This is a genomic window from Streptomyces polyrhachis (assembly GCF_042663125.1).
In the GTDB taxonomy this organism is placed as follows: Bacteria; Actinomycetota; Actinomycetes; order Streptomycetales; family Streptomycetaceae; genus Streptomyces; species Streptomyces polyrhachii.
The window spans coordinates 161,323-182,122 of record NZ_JBHSZO010000008.1; the positions used below are offsets into that span (position 1 = coordinate 161,323).

The 20,800-nt window shown below is 73.3% G+C and carries 18 protein-coding genes; 4 read left to right on the top strand and 14 right to left on the bottom strand.

The window, feature by feature from the left end; all coding sequences use genetic code 11:
• Positions 1-100 precede the first annotated feature (100 nt).
• Positions 101-1,243 (top strand): rod shape-determining protein, encoded by a 1,143-nt coding sequence (locus tag ACFQLX_RS07700; RefSeq protein ID WP_386413338.1) that lies wholly within the window; start codon positions 101-103, stop codon positions 1,241-1,243.
• A 66-nt stretch (positions 1,244-1,309) separates the two neighbouring features.
• Here the strand turns inward: ACFQLX_RS07700 and ACFQLX_RS07705 are convergent, their stop codons facing one another.
• The 6 genes from ACFQLX_RS07705 to pdhA all read right to left on the bottom strand — a co-directional run bounded on the left by ACFQLX_RS07705 (position 1,310) and on the right by pdhA (position 7,046).
• Positions 1,310-2,290, bottom strand: coding sequence for a hypothetical protein (locus tag ACFQLX_RS07705; RefSeq protein WP_386413309.1), 981 nt, complete (start codon positions 2,288-2,290; stop codon positions 1,310-1,312).
• Positions 2,291-2,453: 163 nt separating this feature from the next.
• Positions 2,454-2,897, bottom strand: a complete 444-nt coding sequence (locus tag ACFQLX_RS07710) for a hypothetical protein (RefSeq protein WP_386413310.1) — start codon at positions 2,895-2,897, stop codon at positions 2,454-2,456.
• Positions 2,898-3,021: 124 nt separating this feature from the next.
• Positions 3,022-3,282, bottom strand: a complete 261-nt coding sequence (locus ACFQLX_RS07715; RefSeq protein ID WP_386413311.1) for a helix-turn-helix domain-containing protein — start codon at positions 3,280-3,282, stop codon at positions 3,022-3,024.
• Positions 3,283-3,447: 165 nt separating this feature from the next.
• Entirely contained in the window at positions 3,448-4,863 is a 1,416-nt protein-coding gene (locus ACFQLX_RS07720) for a dihydrolipoamide acetyltransferase family protein (RefSeq protein ID WP_386413312.1), read from the bottom strand.
• A gap of 18 nt (positions 4,864-4,881) precedes the next feature.
• Positions 4,882-5,862 carry an alpha-ketoacid dehydrogenase subunit beta gene (locus ACFQLX_RS07725; protein WP_386413313.1) on the bottom strand — a complete coding sequence of 327 codons (981 nt, stop codon included), beginning with the start codon at positions 5,860-5,862 and terminating at the stop codon, positions 4,882-4,884.
• Positions 5,863-5,864: 2 nt separating this feature from the next.
• The gene (gene pdhA, locus ACFQLX_RS07730; RefSeq protein WP_386413314.1) at positions 5,865-7,046 is read right to left on the bottom strand and encodes a pyruvate dehydrogenase (acetyl-transferring) E1 component subunit alpha; all 1,182 of its coding nucleotides are present in this window, start codon (positions 7,044-7,046) and stop codon (positions 5,865-5,867) included.
• 398 nt (positions 7,047-7,444) lie between these two features.
• Between pdhA and ACFQLX_RS07735 the strand changes: the two genes are divergently transcribed.
• Positions 7,445-8,116: a response regulator gene (locus tag ACFQLX_RS07735; RefSeq protein WP_386413339.1), complete on the top strand. Its 672-nt coding sequence runs from the start codon at positions 7,445-7,447 to the stop codon at positions 8,114-8,116.
• 54 nt (positions 8,117-8,170) lie between these two features.
• Here the strand turns inward: ACFQLX_RS07735 and ACFQLX_RS07740 are convergent, their stop codons facing one another.
• Complete coding sequence (locus ACFQLX_RS07740) at positions 8,171-9,772, bottom strand: protein kinase domain-containing protein (RefSeq protein WP_386413315.1); 1,602 nt, start codon at positions 9,770-9,772, stop codon at positions 8,171-8,173.
• Positions 9,773-10,077: 305 nt separating this feature from the next.
• On the opposite strand from ACFQLX_RS07740, the gene ACFQLX_RS07745 reads away from it, so the two are divergent.
• Positions 10,078-11,694 carry a protein kinase domain-containing protein gene (locus tag ACFQLX_RS07745; RefSeq protein ID WP_386413316.1) on the top strand — a complete coding sequence of 539 codons (1,617 nt, stop codon included), beginning with the start codon at positions 10,078-10,080 and terminating at the stop codon, positions 11,692-11,694.
• A gap of 40 nt (positions 11,695-11,734) precedes the next feature.
• Here ACFQLX_RS07745 and ACFQLX_RS07750 read toward each other — a convergent pair whose 3' ends face one another.
• The 4 genes from ACFQLX_RS07750 to ACFQLX_RS07765 form a co-directional block, all read right to left on the bottom strand.
• A complete protein-coding gene (locus ACFQLX_RS07750) occupies positions 11,735-12,295 on the bottom strand; it encodes a bacterial proteasome activator family protein (RefSeq protein WP_386413317.1) in 561 nt (186 codons plus the stop codon).
• A gap of 118 nt (positions 12,296-12,413) precedes the next feature.
• Positions 12,414-15,215 (bottom strand): FtsX-like permease family protein, encoded by a 2,802-nt coding sequence (locus ACFQLX_RS07755; RefSeq protein ID WP_386413318.1) that lies wholly within the window; start codon positions 15,213-15,215, stop codon positions 12,414-12,416.
• Positions 15,212-15,961: an ABC transporter ATP-binding protein gene (locus tag ACFQLX_RS07760; protein ID WP_386413320.1), complete on the bottom strand. Its 750-nt coding sequence runs from the start codon at positions 15,959-15,961 to the stop codon at positions 15,212-15,214. The genes ACFQLX_RS07755 and ACFQLX_RS07760 overlap by 4 nt, the downstream gene beginning before the upstream one ends.
• Positions 15,962-15,979: 18 nt before the next feature.
• Positions 15,980-16,630, bottom strand: coding sequence for a PadR family transcriptional regulator (locus ACFQLX_RS07765; RefSeq protein WP_386413321.1), 651 nt, complete (start codon positions 16,628-16,630; stop codon positions 15,980-15,982).
• A gap of 189 nt (positions 16,631-16,819) precedes the next feature.
• On the opposite strand from ACFQLX_RS07765, the gene ACFQLX_RS07770 reads away from it, so the two are divergent.
• Positions 16,820-17,176 carry a hypothetical protein gene (locus tag ACFQLX_RS07770; protein ID WP_386413323.1) on the top strand — a complete coding sequence of 119 codons (357 nt, stop codon included), beginning with the start codon at positions 16,820-16,822 and terminating at the stop codon, positions 17,174-17,176.
• Between the two features lie 90 nt (positions 17,177-17,266).
• Here the strand turns inward: ACFQLX_RS07770 and ACFQLX_RS07775 are convergent, their stop codons facing one another.
• The 3 genes from ACFQLX_RS07775 to ACFQLX_RS07785 all read right to left on the bottom strand — a co-directional run.
• Positions 17,267-18,244 (bottom strand): NAD(P)H-quinone oxidoreductase, encoded by a 978-nt coding sequence (locus ACFQLX_RS07775; RefSeq protein WP_386413325.1) that lies wholly within the window; start codon positions 18,242-18,244, stop codon positions 17,267-17,269.
• A 51-nt stretch (positions 18,245-18,295) separates the two neighbouring features.
• Positions 18,296-19,414 (bottom strand): potassium channel family protein, encoded by a 1,119-nt coding sequence (locus ACFQLX_RS07780; RefSeq protein WP_386413327.1) that lies wholly within the window; start codon positions 19,412-19,414, stop codon positions 18,296-18,298.
• 160 nt (positions 19,415-19,574) lie between these two features.
• The coding region (locus ACFQLX_RS07785) for a molybdopterin molybdotransferase MoeA (RefSeq protein WP_386413328.1) at positions 19,575-20,800 on the bottom strand (1,226 nt) is incomplete at its 5' end.

Here is a 20,800-nt window from a genome sequence, read left to right on the forward strand (position 1 = left end):
CCTCACCCCACCCCCCGGGCATCCCCCATCCGGCGGCACGGTGTCAGCCATGCGGCAGTCCCCGCAAGCGCCCGGCGGCGCGGCGGCGCAGGGTGGGGACGTGACCATCAGCCTTGAACAGCTCCAGCGCTGCACCGTCGCCGTCGACATGGGTGCCTCCCGCACCCGCGTCTACCTCAGGGACATCGGCCTCGTCGTGGACGAGGCCACCGCCGCCGCCGTCAACACCCGCACCGGCGCGATCGTCGCCGTCGGCAACCAGGTCGAGCAGATGGCGGGCCGCACCCCCGACCACATCCGGGTGGTACGCCCGGTGGGCGCCGGGGGGATCACCGACATCGAGATGGCGCAGCGGCTGCTGCGGCAGCTCGTGGACCACCGGGTGCGGCGCGCCTGGCGCTTCCACCCCAACCTGCGGGCGGCGGCGTGCGTACCGCACGAGTCGGAGCCGCTGGTCCAGCGGGCCGTCATCGACACCCTCGCCTCCCTGGGCGCCCGCAAGGTGCTGCTGGTCGACACCCTGATCGCGGCCGGCGTGGGCTGCGGGCTGCCGGTGGAGGAGGCCGAGGGGATGATGATCGTCGTCTGCGGGGCGGCGATGACGCAGATCGCGGTGCTCTCCATGGGCAGCGTGGTGGCGGCGGAGAAGGTCATGGCGGGCGGCGCGGCGGTGCACCGCGCACTGGCCGCGCACCTGCGCAACCGGCACGAACTGGTGGTCCCGGCCCAGCATGTCCGCCAGGTGCACCGGGAGTTGTCGCTCGCCCTGGCCGACGAGGGCGCCCACCAGGCGTCGGTACGCGGCTGGGACGCGGTGACGGGCGAGGTCCGCGAGGTACGGGTCGACGCGGCCGACGCCCAGGCCGCGGCGGACATGCCGATGCTGGCCGTCCTGGACGGCATCCGCGCGGTGCTGCGCCGCTGCCCGCCCGACCTGGTGGCCGACGTGGGGGTACGCGGGATCGTGCTGGCCGGCGGCAACGCCACGATGCCCGGCTTCCAGACGATGCTGCAGCGCTCGGTGCAGCTGCCGGTGACCGTCGGCGAGCGCCCCGACATCGCCTCGATCCTGGGCCTGGGCTCGCTGATGGACAACCGCCCGGTGACAGCCTGCGCCGCGGGCCTCCCCGAGGACGAGCGGGCAAGCCGCAAGGCCAAGCGCCTCAGCCGCCGCGCCCGCCGCGAACTCGCCCGCGAGGAACCGGAGTCGGCGAACCGCGAGGACGCGTCGCCGGTGGGGTGAGGGCCGGGCGGCGCCCCTTGGGCGGGGCCGCCCGGCCCCTCGGGCAGCCCTTGTGCGGGCCTGCCCTCACCCCTTCAGTACCTCCGCCGCCTTCGTCAGCATCTCCTCGTGTGCCGTGCGGCCCGCGTCCAGTTCCTCGGCGTGCTTCTCGATGAGGGACTGCTGGATACGGGCCTCGGCCGCGTACCAGACGCCCACCAGGTTGGTGCGCTTCTTGCAGGTCACGTCGGCGGTCGCCAGCTTGATCTCGCGCGCGGTGGGCGCGGGGGTCTGGAACTCCTTCGCGCCGGCGGTCGGGTCCAGCGGGTCGCCGCTGGTGAAGCCCTGCTCCTTGAGGCAGGCCGACCAGGCGCCGATCGCCTTCTTCACCTCGGGGCGCAGCCGGGACTTGGCCATGCTCTCCGCGTCGATGCGCCGGGCGGCCTCGATGTCGCCGAAGACGCCGCCCTTGACCATCAGCTTCACCTGGGCCTCGCCGAAGCAGCCGCCGGGCGGGATCTCCCGGCCCTGGTAGCTCGCCTTCTCCTTCGAGCCGGGCTTCCCGTCGGCGGTGAGGGGCGCGGTGCCGCCCATCACCAGCTCCTCCGACTCGCTGAGCTGCGGCGCGTCCGGCTTGTCCGGCGTCGGGTGCTCGCTGCGGAAGCCGCGGGTACGGGCGGCCTGCTCGTCCGTCAGTCCGTAGCGGAAGGCGCCGTTGACGGCGAGGCTGCGGTCGCCCTCCGCACCGTCGGCGCCGTCAGCGGCGGCCGGATCGGCGGCCGGGGCGCGGTAGTCGAAGCCGAAGCGCCCCATGCAGTCCTCGATCAGCCGGATCCGGGCCGACTCCAGTCGGCGGGCCTGGTCGGTGGTGAGGAAGTACGGCTCGACGGGGTAGGCCAGGGTCTTGCTGCTGACCGTGGTGGGAGTGCCCTGCGGCAGCGGGTTCTTGGCCCCGTCCCCGCCGCCGTCCGAGGAGCAGCCCGCCGTGAGGGCCGTGAGCGCCGCCACGGCGAGCAGCAGGGCGGGGGCCCGGCGGGTGCGTACCGCCGGCGCGTCGGTGAGCTGCATGGGCTGCCTTTCTGGGTCTTTACGGGTCTTTACGGGTCTTTACGGGTCTTTACGGGTCTTTACGGGTCTTTCCGGGGGGTCTTTCGGGCTGGATAGCATGACCGGCGTGGTGCTCCGCCCACTTCCGATGGGCGGAGCACCACGCCGGGGTGGTGCGGGACCGCTACGCCTTGACCCAGGTGTGGGAGGCGTTGTTGTTGTAGGTGAGGCCGAGCTTCTCGTAGGTGGTGCGCGGGTTGAGGACGTCGCCCCGGCCGCTGGGGGAGCCGCCGTAGGGGAAGCTGTTCTCCCAGATGATGGCCTTGTAGCCGTAGTCGAGGTTCGCGGCCGAGCCGGCGTTGTTCTTCATGGCCTGGGTGTAGCCGGCGCCGTTGTTCGGGTAGTGCCAGGCGATGCCGCCGGCGTAGCCGTCGTTGCCGTAGTTGTTGACCCAGCCGCCCCAGCCCCGATGGGCGCCGGCGGGGCCGGAGTTGTAGTAGATGCAGACGTCTCCGCTGACGCAGGTGGCGCTGCCGTCGTCCGCGGCGGCACTGCCCGCCGGGACGAGGACGGCGGCCCCGGCCGCCATGGCCACCGATGTCGCGGCTATCAGACCCTTGATACGCACCGTGTTCCTCCGATGAGTTCGTGTGCGGAACGCATGTCCGATCCACACGCTAGATCGGTGTCCGGCGCACGGGAGTGATCCCGGGGAACCCTGACGTCTTCCCGCCACACGGGAATCAGGGGCATCAACTGCCCCTGGACTCACACAGATCGCGCCTCCCCGCGCTCTGCGCCGGGGGCCTGCGCCGCCGTCCCAGGGCGAAGCCGAGCGCGAACCGGCTGGTGACGCCGTACAGCTCCATCAGCTGCGCGATACGGCGCTGCACGGTGCGCTTGCTCAGCGCCAGCTCGCGGGAGATCTGGTCGTCGGTCCTCCCCCGGGCCAGGAGGACGACGATCCTCCGCAGGGTCTCCTGCGACTGCGCTTCCCCCGGCCTCTCCCGCACCTGCGCCCCCGTCCGTTCTTCGGCACAACCCAGTGTGCGTCAAGGGGAGTTGGATCACAGGGGGACTCTCGGCCACCCTTGCCCCGGTACGGACCGGAGAGCGGCCGCGGACGCCGACGACCGGGCGCGCACCGCGCCCGGTCGTCGTTCACGCGCTGCCGGGGCTCAGCCCCAGGTGATCAGGCGCTTCGGGTTCTCCAGGACCGCCGCCGTGTCCGCCAGGACCTTCGAGCCGAGTTCGCCGTCGACCAGCCGGTGGTCGAAGGAGAGGGCCAGGGTCGTGACGTGGCGGGGCTTGATCCTGCCCTTGTGCACCCACGGCTGCAGGCGGATCGCGCCGAAGGCCAGGATCGCCGACTCGCCCGGGTTGAGGATGGGCGTGCCGGTGTCGACGCCGAAGACGCCGACGTTGGTGATCGTGACCGTGCCGCCGGACATGTCCGCCGGGGTGGTCCTCCCCTCGCGGGCGGTGGCCACCAGGTCGCTCAGCGACTTCGACAGCTCCGGCAGGGTCTGGGCGTGCGCGTCCTTGATGTTCGGCACGATCAGGCCGCGCGGCGTGGCCGCCGCGATGCCGAGGTTGACGTAGTGCTTGAGGACGATCTCCTGGCGCTCCTCGTCCCAGGCGGCGTTGACCTCCGGGTGGCGCTTGATGGCCAGCAGGAGGGCCTTGGCGACGAGGAGCAGGGGGTTGACCCGCAGCCCCGCCATGTCGGGGTCCTGCTTGAGGTCGGCGACGAGCTTCATCGTCCGCGTCACGTCGACGGTGATGAACTCCGTGACGTGCGGCGCGGTGAAGGCGCTGCCGACCATGGCCTGGGCGGTCATCTTGCGCACGCCCTTGACGGGGATACGGGTCTCGCGGGCGTCCGCCGCCGGGGCGGGGGCGGCCGCGACCACCGGCTCGGGCTCGGGCGCCGCCGCGGCCGTACGGGCCGAGGCGGCGGCGTGCACGTCCTCGCGGGTGACGATGCCGTCGGGGCCGGTGGCCGCCACGGTCGCCAGGTCCAGGCCCAGGTCCTTGGCCAGCTTGCGCACCGGCGGCTTGGCGAGCGGCCGGTCGGCGGGGGCTGCCGGGCCGGCAGGCGCCGGGGCAACGGGGGCCGCCGCAACGGCCGTTGCGGAGGTGCCGTTCATCTCCGCCTGGATCGCCGCCGCCGCGACGGCGGCCACCGGCTCACCGGACGGCTTGCGGGCGCGGCGCTTGGTCGCGCCCTCCGCGACGCCGTAGCCGACGAGCACCGGCTCGCGCTTGGCGGGGGCGGGCGCCGTATCCGTCGCGGCGGGCGCGGCGGCAGCCGGCGCCGCTGCGGCCGCGGGCTCCTCGCCCGCGCCCGGCTGCGTGTCCACGGTGATGATCGCCGCGCCGACGTCGACCGTCGCACCCTCCTCGAAGCGCAGCTCCCTGACCACGCCGTCGAAGGGGATCGGCAGCTCGACGGCCGCCTTGGCGGTCTCGACCTCGCAGACGACCATGCCGTCGTGCACCTCGTCGCCCACGGCGACGTACCACTTGAGGATCTCGGCCTCGGTCAGACCCTCGCCCACATCGGGCATCTTGAACTCGCGGAAGCGCGTCATTTCCTATGGCTCCCTGTCTCAGTACGCCAGCGCGCGGTCGACGGCGTCCAGCACCCGGTCCAGGTTGGGGAGGTACTCCTCCTCCACCCGGGCCGGCGGGTACGGCGCGTGGAAGGCGCCGACCCGCAGGACGGGCGCCTCCAGGTGGTAGAAGCACCGCTCGGTGATCCGCGCGGCGATCTCCGCGCCGGAGCCGAAGAAGGTCGGCGCCTCGTGCACGACGATGAGCCGGCGGGTCTTCTCCACCGAGGTCTGCAGGGTGTCGAAGTCGATCGGCGAGATCGTCCGCAGGTCCACGACCTCCAGCTCGCGTCCCTCCTCGGCGGCCGCCGCGGCGACCTCCAGGCAGGTCTTCACCATCGGCCCGTACGCGGCCAGGGTCAGGTCGCCGCCCTCGCGCACCACGCGGGCGGTGTGCAGGGGGTGGGGGCGGGCGGCGGTGTCGACGTCGCCCTTGTCCCAGTAGCGGCGCTTGGGCTCGAAGTAGATCACCGGGTCGTCGGAGGCGATGGCCTGCTGCATCATCCAGTAGGCGTCCGAGGGGTTGGACGGGGAGACGCACTTCAGTCCGGCCACGTGCGCGAAGAGCGCCTCGGGGGACTCGCTGTGGTGCTCCACCGCGCCGATGCCGCCGCCGTAGGGGATGCGGATGACGACGGGCATCTTGACCTTGCCCAGCGCGCGGGCGTGCATCTTGGCCAGCTGGGTGACGATCTGGTCGTACGCCGGGAAGACGAAGCCGTCGAACTGGATCTCCACCACGGGGCGGTAGCCGCGCAGCGCCAGGCCGATCGCGGTGCCGACGATGCCGGACTCCGCGAGGGGGGTGTCGATGACGCGGTCCTCGCCGAAGTCCTTCTGCAGACCGTCGGTGATGCGGAAGACGCCGCCGAGCTTTCCGACGTCCTCGCCCATGACCAGGACCTTGGCGTCGTCCTCCATGGCCTTGCGCAGGGAGGCGGTGATCGCCTTCCCCAGGGCCAGCTTCTCCACTGCCATGGTCACTTCACCTCTCCAGCAGGAGCCTCGTCCGCGAAGCCGGCCCGGTAGGCCGCGTACTGCGCGCGCTCCTCGTCGACCAGCGCGTGGCCGTCGGCGTAGATGTTCTCGAAGATCGTCATGTCGTCCGGGTCGGTCATCGAGCGGATGGCCTCGCGCACCCGGCGCCCGGTCGTCTCCGACTCGGCCTCCAGCGACTCGAAGAAGGCGGCGTCCGCCAGACCCTCGTTCTCCAGGTACCGGCGCAACCGCAGGATCGGGTCCTTCGCCTCCCAGGACTTGCGCTCCTCGTCGTCGCGGTAGCGCGTCGGGTCGTCGGAGGTGGTGTGCGCGCCCATGCGGTACGTGAACGCCTCGACCAGCATCGGACCCTGGCCCGAGCGGGCGTGCTCCAGGGCCGCGCGGGTCACGGCCAGCACGGCCAGCACGTCGTTGCCGTCGACGCGCACGCCGGGGAAGCCGAAGCCGGAGGCGCGCTGGTAGATCGGCACCCGGGACTGCTTCTCGGTGGGCTCGGAGATCGCCCACTGGTTGTTCTGGCAGAAGAAGACGACCGGGGCGTTGTAGACCGCCGAGAAGGTGAACGCCTCGTTCACGTCGCCCTGGCTGGAGGCGCCGTCGCCGAAGTAGGCGATGACGGCGGAGTCGGCGCCGTCCTTGGCGATGCCCATCGCGTAGCCGGTGGCGTGCAGCGCCTGGGAGCCGATGACGATCGTGTAGAGGTGGAAGTTGTTGGCGCCCGGGTCCCAGCCGCCGTGGTTGACGCCGCGGAACATGCCCAGCAGCGACTCCGGCGGGACCCCGCGGCACCAGGCGACGCCGTGCTCGCGGTAGGTCGGGAAGACGTAGTCGTCGTCGCGCAGGGCGCGGCCCGAGCCGATCTGGGCGGCCTCCTGGCCCAGCAGCGAGGGCCACAGGCCCAGCTCGCCCTGGCGCTGCAGGGTGACGGCCTCCGCGTCGAAGCGGCGGGTGAGCACCATGTCCCGGTACAGCGCGCGCAGCTCGTCGGCGCTGAGGTCGATGGCGTACTCGGGGTGCTCGACGCGCTCGCCCTCGGGGGTCAGCAGCTGGACGAGCTGGGGCTCGGCGCCGGCGGTGCTCGACTGGGGGCTCGCTTTGGCCGCAGCGCTTGCGCGCTTGGTGCTGCGGCGCGGTTTGCGCGCGGCAGTGCTCTCCACGGTCACGGTGTGCTCCTGACGTCTCTCCGGCCCCCGGGGTCGCCGGTGGCCTGGGGACTCCCGGCCGGCGGCCGGGAGGCGGCTCACCCGGATCCCTTCGGGCGCACGGGGTGGGTGCGCCTGCGTACGGACCGGATGTGACAGGCGCCCGGCAACTGCTTCGGCAGCACGTTACCCAGTCGCAGCTACTCGCGCTAATCACTCTGAAGCAGCATCTGACCAGCGATTTTGCTTGGAAATCCAAGTAAATCGCGGATCGGCGCATCCAACCAGCCGACCACCGGGTCACGGGCCCGCCAACGGTGCCGGACAGGGGCACCGTAACCCGGAGTACGGGGGCACCGGAAGACCCAATATGTGAGACTGACCGAGTGGACGAAGACGGCAGAAGCGATAAGTCAGACATTGGCCGCCCGATCCGGGTCTTCCTCCTGGACGACCACGAGGTGGTGCGCCGCGGGGTGCACCAGATGCTCTCCGCGGAGGCGGACATCGAGGTCGTGGGCGAGGCGGGCACGGCCGCGGACGCCCTGGTGCGCATCCCGGCCGTCCGCCCGGACGTGGCCGTGCTGGACGTACGGCTGCCCGACGGCAGCGGGGTCGAGGTCTGCCGCGAGATCCGCTCCCAGGACCCCGGCATCAAGTGCCTGATGCTGACGTCCTTCCCCGACGACGAGGCCCTCTTCGACGCCATCATGGCCGGCGCCTCGGGCTACGTCCTCAAGGCCATCCGGGGCAACGAGCTGCTGACGGCGGTGCGCGACGTCTCGGCGGGCAAGTCGCTGCTGGACCCGGTGGCCACCGCCCAGGTGCTGGAGCGGCTGCGCGACGGGGGGCGGGCCAAGGAGGACGACAAGCTGGCCGCGCTCACCGAGCAGGAGCGCCGCATCCTCGACCTGATCGGCGAGGGCATGACCAACCGGGGGATCGGCGAGCAGCTGCACCTGGCCGAGAAGACGATCAAGAACTACGTCTCGTCGCTGCTGTCGAAGCTGGGCATGGAGCGCCGCTCGCAGGCCGCGGCGTACGTGGCACGCAGGCAGGCCGAGCAGGGGGCGGCGGGGCGGGACCGGTAGGCAGGGGGCGGGGGTACGGGCGCCACGTGGGCCCGTACCCCCGGCGAGGTGAGGCTACGGCGTCGTGGCGCCCCCGTCGGGCGTGGTGCCCTCGGCCGTTCCGGTGGTCGCGTCGCCGGCCGTGGCGCCCTCGGTCGTGCCGTCGGTGGTGCCGTCCGTCGTGCCGTCGGTGGTCCCGTCGGTGGTGCCGTCCGTCGTCCCGTCGGTCGTCGTCCCGCCGGTCGTGTCCGAGGGCGTCTCCGAGGGGGTCGGCGTCTGCGACGGGGTCTGCGACGGCGTCGGGGACTGGGTCTTCGGCGGGGTCGTCGCCGGGCCCGGGTCCTGCGAGGGCGGGTCCTCGGACGGCTCCTCGGTCTTCGTCGGCTCCTCGGAGGGCTGCTCGGTGGTGACCTCGGCCGTCGGCGTGGGCGTCGGCTTGTTCTGCTGCCCGTCGCCCGGGTTCTGCTGGCTCAGCGCGTAGGCCACGCCCGCGACGATCGCGACCACGGCCAGCGCCGCCGCCAGCAGCAGCTTGCCCCGGCCCCGGCGCCCGTCGTCGTACCCGCCCTGCTGGTAGCCGCCGGGCTCGAAGCCGCCGTCGTCCGGGCCGCTCGGCCGCAGCATCGGCGTCGGGGGGCCGGGGTGGCCGCCGCCCGGCGTGCCCGCCGTCGGGCTGCCCATCGGCGGGGTGTGGCCGAGCATGACGGTGCCGGTGTTCCAGGCGCCGGTGTGGCCGCCGACCTCGGCGTACATCCGCCGCGCGTACTCGACGACCCCGCGCATCTCCTCCGCGCTCTGGAAGCGGTCGTCCGCCTCCTTGGCCAGCGAGTGCATCACCAGGCCGTCCAGCTCCGGCGGGACGCCGCCGCCGTGCGCGGAGGGCGGCAGCGGCATGTCCTGGACGTGCTGGTAGACCACCGACAGCGGCGTCTCGCCGACGAAGGGCGGGCGCAGCGCCAGCAGCTCGTACAGCAGGCAGCCGGCCGCGTAGAGGTCGGAGCGGCTGTCGATGGTCTTGCCGAGGGCCTGCTCGGGGGAGAGGTACTGCGGGGTGCCCATCACCATGCCGGTCTGCGTCATCGTGGAGGCCGCGGAGTGCAGGGCCCGCGCGATGCCGAAGTCCATCACCTTCACCGCGCCGGTGTCCGTGATGATCACGTTCGCGGGCTTGATGTCGCGGTGCACGATCCCGTGCTGGTGGCTGTACGCGAGGGCCTCCAGCACACCGGAGATGATCGCCAGCGCCTGGTCCACCGGCGGCGCCTCGGCCTCGTTGAGCAGCTCGCGGATGGTACGGCCCTCGACCAGCTCCATCACGATGTACGGCACCGACTGGCCGGCGACGACGTCCTCGCCGGAGTCGTAGACGGCGACGATCGCGTGGTGGTTGAGCCCCGCGACGGACTGGGCCTCGCGCGTGAAGCGGGCCTTGGAGACGGGGTCCTCGGCGAGGTCGGCGCGCAGCAGCTTGACGGCGACCTCGCGGCCCAGGCGGACGTCCTCGGCGAGGAACACCTCCGCCATGCCGCCGCGGCCGATGCGCCGGGTCAGGCGGTAGCGGCCGTCGCCGACGAACGCCCCCGTGCCCCAGGCCTCGGGGGGCTCCGCCGAGTTGCCCCGCTCACCCCCGCCCGTACCCGATCCGGACGGCTCGTGCGGATTGTCCGTCTGCGCCATCTGCCCTCGCCCGTGGTCTCTTGGCCGTTTGCCGCACGTTATCGCGCACCGGCGCGAATGGATCCGTACGGAAGTCGTACCGTGAACAGACCATGCAACCGGGTGGGCGGCTCGGGTGGCAAATCCTGCCGCCTGCGATTTTGCGCACGCCGCCCCCGGGGAAGCCCCCCGTGCCCGGTCGCGGCCACCGCGCCGACCTGTGGATACGTCATATACGTCACGGAACGGGCAAGGTGCTTGACGTGCTCCGGACGCGGGGCAGACTAGCTGAGCGTCACATATCCGCATCCGGGGGGCACCAGCACATGGCCGAGTACGAGCACGCCGGGCGCTCGCTCGCCGGAGGGCGCTACCAGCTGATCAGTCTGCTCGGCTCCGGCGGTATGGCCTCCGTGCACCTGGCGCACGACACCTACCTCGACCGCCGGGTGGCGGTGAAGACCCTCCACACCGAGCTGGGCCGCGAGGACTCCTTCCGCCAGCGCTTCCGCCGCGAGGCGCAGGCCGTGGCGCGGCTCTCCCACCCGCACGTCGTCTCCGTCTTCGACACCGGCGAGGACCGGCTCGGCGGCGCGGACGGGCCCGCGATGCCGTACATCGTCATGGAGTACGTCGAGGGGCGGCCCCTGCGCGACGTCCTGGACGCCGACACCGCCCGCTACGGGGCGATGCCCGCCGACATGGCGCTGCGGATCACCGCCGACGTGCTGGCGGCGCTGGAGGCCAGCCACGAGATGGGCCTCGTCCACCGCGACATCAAGCCCGGCAACGTGATGCTCGACCAGCGCGGCCAGGTCAAGGTGATGGACTTCGGCATCGCGCGGGCCGTGCAGTCGGGGGTCACCTCGATGACGCAGACCGGCATGGTCGTGGGCACCCCGCAGTACCTCTCCCCCGAGCAGGCCCTGGGCCGGGGCGTGGACGCCCGCTCCGACCTCTACTCCGTCGGCATCATGCTCTTCGAGCTGCTCACCGGCCGCCTGCCCTTCGACGCCGACTCCCCGCTGGCCGTCGCCTACGCGCACGTCCAGGAGCAGCCGCCGGCGCCCTCGGACTTCAACCGCGCCGTGCCGCCGGTGCTCGACGCGCTGGTCGCCCGCGCGCTGGCGAAGAACCCCGACGAGCGCTTCCCCTCCGCCGCCGCGATGCACGCCGAGGTGCGCCGGGTGGGCGGGATGACGCCGCCGGGCGCGATGCCGGCCGTGGTCGCCGGTCCGCACCGGCCGGCGGGCGCGGGGGTGGGCGCGGCGGTCTTCCCGCCGGTGAGCGCGAACGCCGGTCCGTACCACTCGCCGGCGCCGGGGGCGGCGCCCGGCTACCAGCCGCTCAGCCAGTACGCGGCGGGGGGCGCGGGCGGCCCGGGCTTCGGGGGCTTCGGGCAGGCGCCGGGGTACGCGACCCCGCCCCCGTACACCCTCGGCGCGCAGCAGCCCGCCGCCCGGGGCGGCAGCCGCGGTCCGGTGCTGATCGCGACGGCCTGCGTGCTGGCCATCGCCGCCGTGGCGACGACGGTCATCGTGCTGGTGCTGAACGACGACGACCCGGGCACCACCGGCAGCGGGAACGGCACCCGCACGTCCACCAGCGCGCCCGCCACCCAGCCGTCCGCCGGCGGGGACGACCCCAAGGAGGGCTTCCGGCCCCCCGACCGGGCGCGCACCATCGACGCCGACAAGTGCACCGGGGCGCGTCCGCACTACGAGGACAAGTCCAAGGTCACGCTGCCGGACTTCACCTACAAGGACTGGCACTCGGTGCGCGCCTGCCTCACGGCCGCGGGCTGGACCTACGACATCGAGAAGCGCAACGACGACCTCTGGAACCAGGACACCGTGCTGGACCAGAACCTCGAACCCAGCGACCCGTTCGACCCCAAGACCGACCGGATCAAGCTGACCCTCGCGACCGGGTACCCGCAGTAGCGGTCACCCGGCCGGGGGCTCCTGCGCGGGTCGGGGCGCCCTACAGGTACGGCCCCGAGCGCGCGCCGCCCGGGTCGCCGAACTCCTCCTCGTGGCCCGAGCCCGGGGGCAGCGCCCGGCGCATCGACTCCAGTTGGGCGCGGGCGGCCATCTGCTGGGCGAAGAGCGTGGTCTGGATGCCGTGGAAGAGGCCCTCCAGCCAGCCGACCAACTGGGCCTGCGCGATGCGCAGTTCGGCCTCCGAGGGGATCGCCTCGTCCGTGAAGGGCAGCGAGAGGCGCTCCAGTTCGTCGATCAGGTCGGGCGCCAGGCCGTCCTCCAGCTCCTTCACCGAGCTGGCGTGGATCTCCTTCAGCCGCACCCGGCTCGCCTCGTCCAGCGGCGCGACGCGGACCTCCTCCAGCAGCTGCTTGATCATGCTGCCGATCCGCATGACCTTCGCCGGCTGCTCGACCATCTCCGTCACCGGGACCTCGCGCGACTCACCGTCCCCGCTGTCCGGCCCGCTGCCCGCGACGGCCATCCCGTCCGGTCCTACGACCAGGATGTGGGGCGTGTCCTGCGGCTGCTCGTGGCGTGGATCGTGGCGTGGAGTATCCATACGCCACATTGTCCCGCACGGGTCGCGGGGCAGGCGAACGCCCCCGTACCGGCGGCTGGTGTCCACCGGTACGGGGGCGTGTGCTCCCCCGTGCTTCCCCCGTTCCCCCGTTCCCCCGTTACGCCTCGGCCCGGCGGGCCAGGGCGGGCTTGGAGCTGGTGACCAGCGCGGCCAGCAGACCGGCGCCGAGGGGGACGGCGACCAGCAGGAGGGCGATGGTGTCCCAGGGGATGAGCAGCGGGGCGGGGACGCCGTACGGGATGTCCCCCATCGCCTCGATCGCCGCCGCGCTCTTCTCGTCCAGCCGCTGCTGGGCCAGCCGCAGCCCGGCCGCCGGCAGGATGCCCGCCGCCGTGCCCAGCACCACGCCCATCGCCGCGACCGCCGCGCACTGCATGCCGGAGAGCGTGCGGCGTACCCGGGGAGCGGCGCCGACGGCGGCGAGGGTGCGCAGGTCGGCCTCCGCGTCGGCCTGCGCCAGGCCGGTGGCGATACCGGCGGCGCCGATGGTCACCAGGGAGGCGAAGAGGAGCAGACCGAGCTGGACGAACCCGTTCTCGGGGACGAAGCCCTGCTCGACGTAGAGGTCCGCCTCCAGGCTCCGCTTGTCGACCTCCTTCTCGTACGCCTGCTTCTGCGCACTGCTGGGCAGGTGCGTGGTGGTGAAGTACGCGCCGAGCGGCCGGGATTCCAGGCCGGCGGCGCGGACCGCCGACTCGGGGACCAGGACGCCGATCCAGGCCCCGCCCGGCATCTCGGTGCGGTAGCCCGGGATCGCGGTGGTTTCGGCGGTGCTCCGCTCCTCTTCCGATTCGGCGGTGACGTGCACACCCTCCGCGTCCAGGTACTTCCGGTCGAAGACGACCGCCTTGCCGGCGGCGAGGGCGGCCTTCGCCGCCGGGTCCTTCACGCCGAAGACGTCCAGCAGGGCGGCTCCGCCGACCACGGCGTCGGTCGGGCGCGAGATCGTGTAGCCGTTGTAGACGTTGCAGCGCCAGTCCGTCTTGATGAGCTTCCTGCGCTGCTCGGCGGTCAGCTTCCCGTTCTCGTCCGTGTGCAGCGGGCACTCGTTCGCCTTCGGGACGGCGACCCCCAGCGGCGGCAGGTCCTCGGCCTTCGCATCCTTGTCCGCGGGGCTGCTGACGAGCTGTCCGAAATCGGCCCGCTGTCCGATCGGCAGCGTCCGTACCACCGCCGCACCGGCGGCGTCGCGGTCGGCGCCGTTGTCGTTGTAGGACGTCATACGGACCATGCCGTCCGGCAACTGGGCCTCGTACTGCAGCCGTTGCCCCTCCTCGTCGCTGGACACGAAGGTCGCCACCGCGACCGTCCCGGCCACCGCCGCCAGCACCGCCGCGACGGCGGGGGCGGTACGACCCCGGTTGCGGACCGCGTCGCGCAGCGCCAGGCGGGGGGAGAGCGGGAGCCAGCGGCCGAAGCGGCCGAAGGCGCCGATCAGCAGCGGGGTGAGGGCGACGACGCCGAGTTCGGCGAGGCCGCTGCCCAGGGCGATGAGCACCATGCTGTCGCTGGCCATGGCCCCGTAGAGCGCCACGGTGGCGCCCAGGGCCACCGCGCACAGCCCGAGCGTGGGCAGCAGCCTGCCCGTCCGGCGCACGCCGCGGCGGCCGGTCAGCGAGGCCAGCGGGGTCTGGCGGGAGGCGGTGATCGCCGGGACGATCGCCGCCAGCAGGCCGGTGACGACCGCGAGCACCGCGATACCGGCCAACTCCAGCGGCTCCAGGCGCAGTCCGCCGAAGCGCTTGCCGACCAGGTCCTCCAGCATCGGCTGGAAGGCCAGGGTGAGCGCCAGGCCGAGGGTGAGGCCGACCACGGCGGCGGCCAGGCCGATCACGAGTCCGCCGCCCAGCACGATGGCGCGGATGTGGCGGCGGTCGCCGCCGTTCGCGCCGACCAGGCCCAGCTGGCGGCGCGAGCGCCGGGCGCCGACCGCGAAGGCGGGACCGGCCAGCAGGCAGATCTCCAGCATGGCGAGGGCGGCCACGGTGGCGGCGATGGTCACGACGAGGGTGGTGTCGTCGTTTCCGCCCCCGTCCATGCCCGCCTGCCGGGACTGGTAGTACGGCACCTGCGAGTCCGGCGGCGGGTCGAGGATCACCTGGCGGGAGACCACCTCGACGCCGTGGGTGTTCAGCTCCTTGACCCGCTCCCAGTCCATGCCGCCGGGGAGGGAGACGAGGTAGGAGGGGAACGACGGCGGTTCGTCGTTCCGTGCCTTCCGGATGCCCACCAGGTCGCCCGGCACCCCGAGGAGTTCCTGGCGCCGCAGATCGGCCGGCAGCTCGTAGGCGCCGGTGATGCGGTAGGTCCTTCCGGTGTCGCGCACGGTGGTCTTCGAGCCGACGAAGAGACCGCTCTCGTCCAGGAACGCCTGGGTGGCGGCGACCTCTCCGGGCTTGTCGGGGTACTCGCCGCGCAGCCTGGTCAGCATGCCCTCCACCAGCGGGGAGGAGGCGTCCAGTTCGCGCATGCTGCTGTAGAGGACGCCGTGGCTGGTGCGCACCCGGCCGTAGTCCTCCGTGCTCTTGACCACCGTGGCGCCGGCGGGGAGCCAGGAAGCGGGATCGGCGGGGTCGGCGGGCTTCCCGGAGGGCGGCTCCTTCCCCTCGTCCGGCGGGTCCACCTCCGTCACGCCGCCCAGGCGCGGGTCGGGCTTCTGGTAGATCGCCCGGCCCTCCGACCACGACATGGCCAGCCGCGCGTCCGCCGCGCCGATCTCCCGGGTGAGCTGCTGCTCCGTACTCCCGTCGCTGGAGCGGGCGATGATGTCCACCGCCCCCACGCCCATGATCGGCAGCGCGATCATCGACAGGACGAGCGCCGAGCGCCCCTTGTTGCGTACGGCGTCGCGGCGGGCTATCCGCAGCGAGGCGCGCCAGCCGCGCAGCCAGACCTTCACCGGGCCCCCTCGCCGGCGAGGAGCTGCTCGGCGTCGGAGCGCAGGGTCTGGTCGACCACCGAGCCGTCGCGGACGAACACCACGCGGTCGGCCCAGGCGGCGAACCTCGGCTCGTGGGTGACCAGCACCCCGGCCGCACCCGCGTCGCAGCGGGCGCGCAGCAGCGCCAGTACCGACTCGCCGGTCTCGGAGTCCAGCGCGCCGGTGGGCTCGTCGGCCAGCACCAGGCGGCGCTCGCCCACCAGGGCGCGGGCGATGGCCACGCGCTGCTGCTGGCCGCCGGACATCTCGTCGGGGAAGCGGTCGGCGAGGTCGGCCAGGCCGATCTCCTCCAGGGCCGCCTGGGCCTCCTTGCGGGCCTTCCCCGCGCGGACGCCGTCCAGTTCGCGGGGCAGCGCGATGTTCTCGGCGGCCGTGAGGGCGGGGATGAGGTTGTAGTCCTGGAAGACGTAGCCGATGGAGCGCCGGCGCAGCGCCGCGAGCCGGCGGCGGCTGACGGTGGTGATGTCCGTACCCTCCACCAGGACCTGGCCGGAGGTCGGGGTGTCCAGGCCGCCCGCGAGGGTGAGCAGCGTGGACTTGCCGGAGCCCGAGGGGCCCATCACGGCGACCAGTTCGCCGGCGTGGACGTCGAGGTCGACGCCGCGCAGGGCGTGGACCTCGGTGGCGCCCTGGCCGTGGACGCGGGTGAGGTCCTTCAACTGGAGTACTGGTCGTGGCTGTTGGTGGGATACGGGCGTGGTCATCAGGGTCCCCCTCGGGTGTCAGTGGGCGGTGCGGTGGCCGGCTTCGGCCCTGGTGCGGGCTTCGGGGCCGGCTTCGGTGGGCGGTGCGGTCCCGGGCTGCGGCGGCTCGGTGCGCGGTGCGGTGCGGGCCGTACGGGAGAGGCGGACCAGGCGGGACTCGCTGTGGTCGAGCCAGCGGACCTCGGCCTCGGTCTGGAAGATCAGGTTCTCCAGGACGAGCAGCCAGGCAACGGCGTCCGCGCCGCCCTCCGACTCGACCGCCGCCAGGGCGCCGGTCTTCAGGCGCGTGTAGTCCTGCATCGCCTTCAGCGTGTGGCTGCGCTGGCGCTGGATGACGTCGCGGATGTCGACGTCCGGGGCGCCGACCGCCATCGCCAGCTTGATCGCCAGCTCGTCGCGGGCCGGGCGCTCGCGGTCCACCGGGGTGGCGTACCAGTCGCGCAGCTCGGCGCGGCCGGACTCGGTGATGGCGTAGAGCGGGTGGCCGGAGGTGTCCGCGCCGTCGGGGGCGACGCGGCCGTCGCGCTCCAGGCGGTTGAGCGTGGTGTACACCTGGCCGACGTTGAGCGGCCAGGTGGCGCCGGTGCGGGCCTCGAACTCGGCGCGGAGCTGGTTGCCGTAGCGGGGGCCGGATTCCAGGAGGGCGAGGAGCCCGTGGCGAATCGACATACTCAGTATGTATACCGAGTATGGCCCTGTTGGCAAATGGCCTTCGGCCGGGGGTTCCCTGTTCGGGTCAGCTCCGCGCGCCCTCTTCACCCAGGAATGTGACGGTTGTTCTGCCACGTGTTCTGGCACGTGCGCCGCCGCGTGCCCCGGCACGTCGGCGTTCCCGCGTTACGGGAAGGGGGCTGGACCGTGGTCGGCGCGCGTCGTGTGCGGGGGGCGGCCGGTTGCGCGGTGGCGGTGGTGTGCGTGCTGGGGGCGGGGGGCGCTGCCTGGGCCGGGGAGGCCGGACCGCCGCCGGCCGAGTCGGGGGTGGTGTTCTCCTCGCCGCCGTCGCCGCCGCCCGTACTGCGGCTGCCGGTCGCCCCCGTCCCGGCCCCGTCGCAGACGCTGACCTATGTCCCGGACGCGGAGGAGCCGCCCCGGGAGGAGCGCGCGCAGGGGGCAGGACGCAGGGCGGCGGCCCAACGGGTGCTGCCGTTCGGGACGGGGCTGGTGCTGGTGGGGCTGGGCCTGGGCTTCGCGGGGGCGCGGCTGCGGTGGGGGTGAGGCGGGGGTGAGGCGGGGGCTGCTTCGCTCCCGTCTCAACCCCCGCCGCGCCGGGTGTCGTTGGTCATCCGCTACGTGGGTCCGTACCGGCTAGGCGAGCAGCAGGACCTTGCCGATGTGGTCGCTCGCCTCTACGACGCGGTGTGCTTCGGCTGCCTGGTCCAGCGGGATCGCGCGGTCCACGACCGGGCGGATCGTGCCGTTCTCCAGCAGCGGCCAGACGTGCTCGCGGACCGCCGCCACGATCGCCGCCTTCTCGCCCGCCGGGCGCGCGCGCAGGGTGGTGGCGGTGACGGCGGCGCGCTTGGCCATCAGGGCGCCGAGGTTGAGCTGGCCCTTCACGCCGCCCTGCAGGCCGATCACGGCGAGGCGGCCGCCCACCGCGAGGGCGGCGATGTTCTTGCCGAGGTACTTGGCGCCGATGATGTCGAGGATGACGTCCGCGCCCACGCCGTCGGTCGCCTTGAGCACCTCGTCGGCGAAGTCCTGCTCGTGGTAGTCGATCAGCACGTCCGCGCCCAGGTCGCGGCAGCGCTCCAGCTTCGCGGGGCTGCCCGCCGTCACGATGACCCGCGCGCCGATCGCCTTGGCCAGCTGGATCGCCATCGTGCCGATACCGCTGGCACCGCCGTGGATCAACAGGGTCTCGCCCGGCCGGAGATGGGCGATCATGAAGACGTTGGACCAGACCGTCGCGGCCACCTCGGGCAGCGCCGCCGCCGTCACCAGGTCCATCCCCGCCGGTACGGGCAGCAGCTGGCCGGCCGGGACGGCGACCTGCTGCGCGTAACCGCCGCCGCTGAGCAGGGCGCAGACCTCCTGGCCGACCTCCCAGCCCGTCGTGCCCTCGCCGAGCGCGGTGATCCGGCCGGAGACCTCCAGGCCCGGGTAGGGGGAGGTGCCGGGCGGGGGGTCGTAGAAGCCCTGGCGCTGCAGGAGGTCCGCGCGGTTCACCGCGGCGGCGGCGACCTCGACGAGCACCTCGCCGGGAGCGGGGACAGGGTCGGGAACCTCGGCCCAGACGAGGGCTTCTGGGCCGCCCGGCTCGGGAATCGTCACTGCGTACATGGGAGGGACCCTACTGGTTCCGCTTGCGGCCCTCTTCGCCGCTCGCGCTTCTCAACCGCCTTGATCGATCCTGCTTTTCGGGTCCCCCGACTGCTTCCCCTTCTCCGGGCTCCGCAGGGCCGACGCCCGCTTGATCGTGATCAGCCGGTCCGCCGGCTCGATGCGCTGGGCGCGCTGGGCGTCGTAACCGAGCACCTCGCCGTCGCGCACCACCGCCACGATCAGGTCCGCCAGCTCGCGCGGGGAGCGGCCGACGTCCTCGGGGTCGGCCGGGCGCTCCTCCAGGTCGAGGCCGGAACCCTGCACGATCAGGTCCTCCAGCACCGCGCTCGCGCTGGGGCTGAGCACCGACAGGCCCAGCAGGCGGCCGGCCGCCGAGGAGCTGGTGATCACCGCGTCCGCGCCGGACTGGCGCAGCAGCGGGGCGTTCTCCTCCTCGCGGACGGCGGCGGCGATGTGCGCGCCCTCGTTGAGCTGGCGGGCGGTGAGGATGACCAGCACGGCGGTGTCGTCGCGCTGGGGGGCGACGATGACCTCCTTGGCGCGGGGGACCTCGGCGCGCTGGAGGATCTCGCTGCGGGTGGCGTCGCCCAGCACCGCCGCGAAACCGTCCGCGTTGGCGGCGTCGACGCCCTTCCGGGTGTTGTCGATTACCACCACACGGTCCCTGGGGAGGCCCTTGGCGACGAGGGTCTGCAGTGCCGAGCGGCCCTTCGTCCCGTAGCCGACGACGACGGTGTGATCACGCAACCTGGACCTCCAGCGGTCGATCTTCCACTGCTCGCGGGTGTGCTTGGTGAGCACCTCGAGCGTGGTGCCGACCAGGATGATCAGGAACAGTACGCGCGCGGGCGTCACCACCAGGATCGTCACCAGCCGCGTGCCGGGGGTGGCGGGGACGATGTCGCCGTAGCCGGTGGTGGAGAGGGAGACCGTCGCGTAGTAGGCGGCGTCGAGGAGGGAGACGCCGCCGCCCGCGTTGTCGGTGTAGCCGGCGCGGCCCAGGTAGACCACCAGGGTGGTGAGCAGCAGCAGGGCGAACGCCCACAGGAGGCGGCCGCCGACCTGGCGCAGGGGGCCTTTGACGTGGGTCGGGAGGCGGACCAGCTCGACCAGGGACTCCTCCTCGTTCTTGTCCGGCTTGTTCGGCTTGTCCGGGGGGAGTCTCATGCGGGGGGTCCGGTCGGGGAGTGGGGGGCTGGGGGCGTGGTGTCGGTCTTCACGTGGGGGGTGGGCTTCCGTGGGGGGTGGTTCTTGTGTCGCCGGCTTTCAGCGTGGCCTGGGCGGGGGTGCGGGGCGGGGGTGGGTTGGGCTGGGTTGGGTTGGGCTGTCAGGGTGTCGGCGCCCAGGGGAGGGGGAGTACGGGGACGGGGTCGCCCGTGCGTGCGCCGCCAGGGGGGATGACGGCCAGGGCGTGGGCGGTGGCCAGGCCGCGGAGCATCGCGGGGCCGGTGAAGTGGAGGGGGGTTATTGGGGGTTGGTCTTGGGCTGTTCTGTCTGGGGCTGTTCTGTCTGGGGCCGCTCTGTTCGGGGCTGCTCCGGCCCGTACAACCGGGACCACGCGGGTGTCCGCCGGGTGGCCGGTGACATCCGTCGTCAGCAGGGCGGTCCGCTGCGGGCGGGGCGGGGCGCCGCGCAGGGTGCGCAGCAGCGGCTCCACGAGCGTGAGCAGGCCCGTCACCGCGGCGAGGGGATTTCCGGGGAGGCCCGCGAGGTGGGCGCCGGTGGGGAGGCGGGCCAGCAGCATGGGGTGGCCCGGGCGGACCTGGACGCCGTCGACCAGGAGGTCCGCGTGGACCCGGCGGAGGGTGGCGTGGACGTGGTCGACGGGGCCGGCGGCGGTGCCTCCGGTCGTGACGAGGAGCTGGGCGGTGCTGGTCGCCACCGCCTCGTGGAGCGCCTCTGCGTCATCGCCGAGGCGCCGGGTGACGAAGGCGTCGGCGCCCAGGGCGTGCAGCCAGGGGGCGAGCATGGGGCCGAGGGCGTCGCGGATGAGGCCGTCGCGGGGGAGGCCCCGGTGGAGCAGCTCCTGGCCGAGGATCAGGATCTCGACGCGGGGGCGGGGGATGACGCGCAGCTCGTCGTAGCCGGCCGCGGCGGCGAGTCCCAGGACGGCCGGGGTGACCTCGGCGCCGGCGGGGAGCAGCTCGGCGCCGGAGCGGCACTCCTGGGCGCGGGGGCGGATGTCCTGCCCGGTGCGGGTGTCGCGGGTGGCGACGAGCCGGGTGCCGCCCGCTTGGAGGACGGCGTGCTCACTGCGCACCACGGCGGTGGCACCGGGGGGGATACGGGCGCCGGTGGCGATGGGGAGGGCGGTGCCGTCTTCGAGGGGGCGGGTGGTGGTCTCGCCGGCCAGGACGCCGGTGCCGGGGGTGAGGTGCCAGGGGCCCGGGCCGGAGACTGCGTAGCCGTCCATGGCCGAGGTGTCGAAGGAGGGGAGGTCTGTCAGGGCTTGCAGGGGGGTTGCTAGGAGGTGGTTGATCGATTCGGGGAGGGGGCGGGTTACGGGAGGTGGGGGGTGGGCTGCGTGGGCGGCTGTGCGGTGGGCGGTGGGCC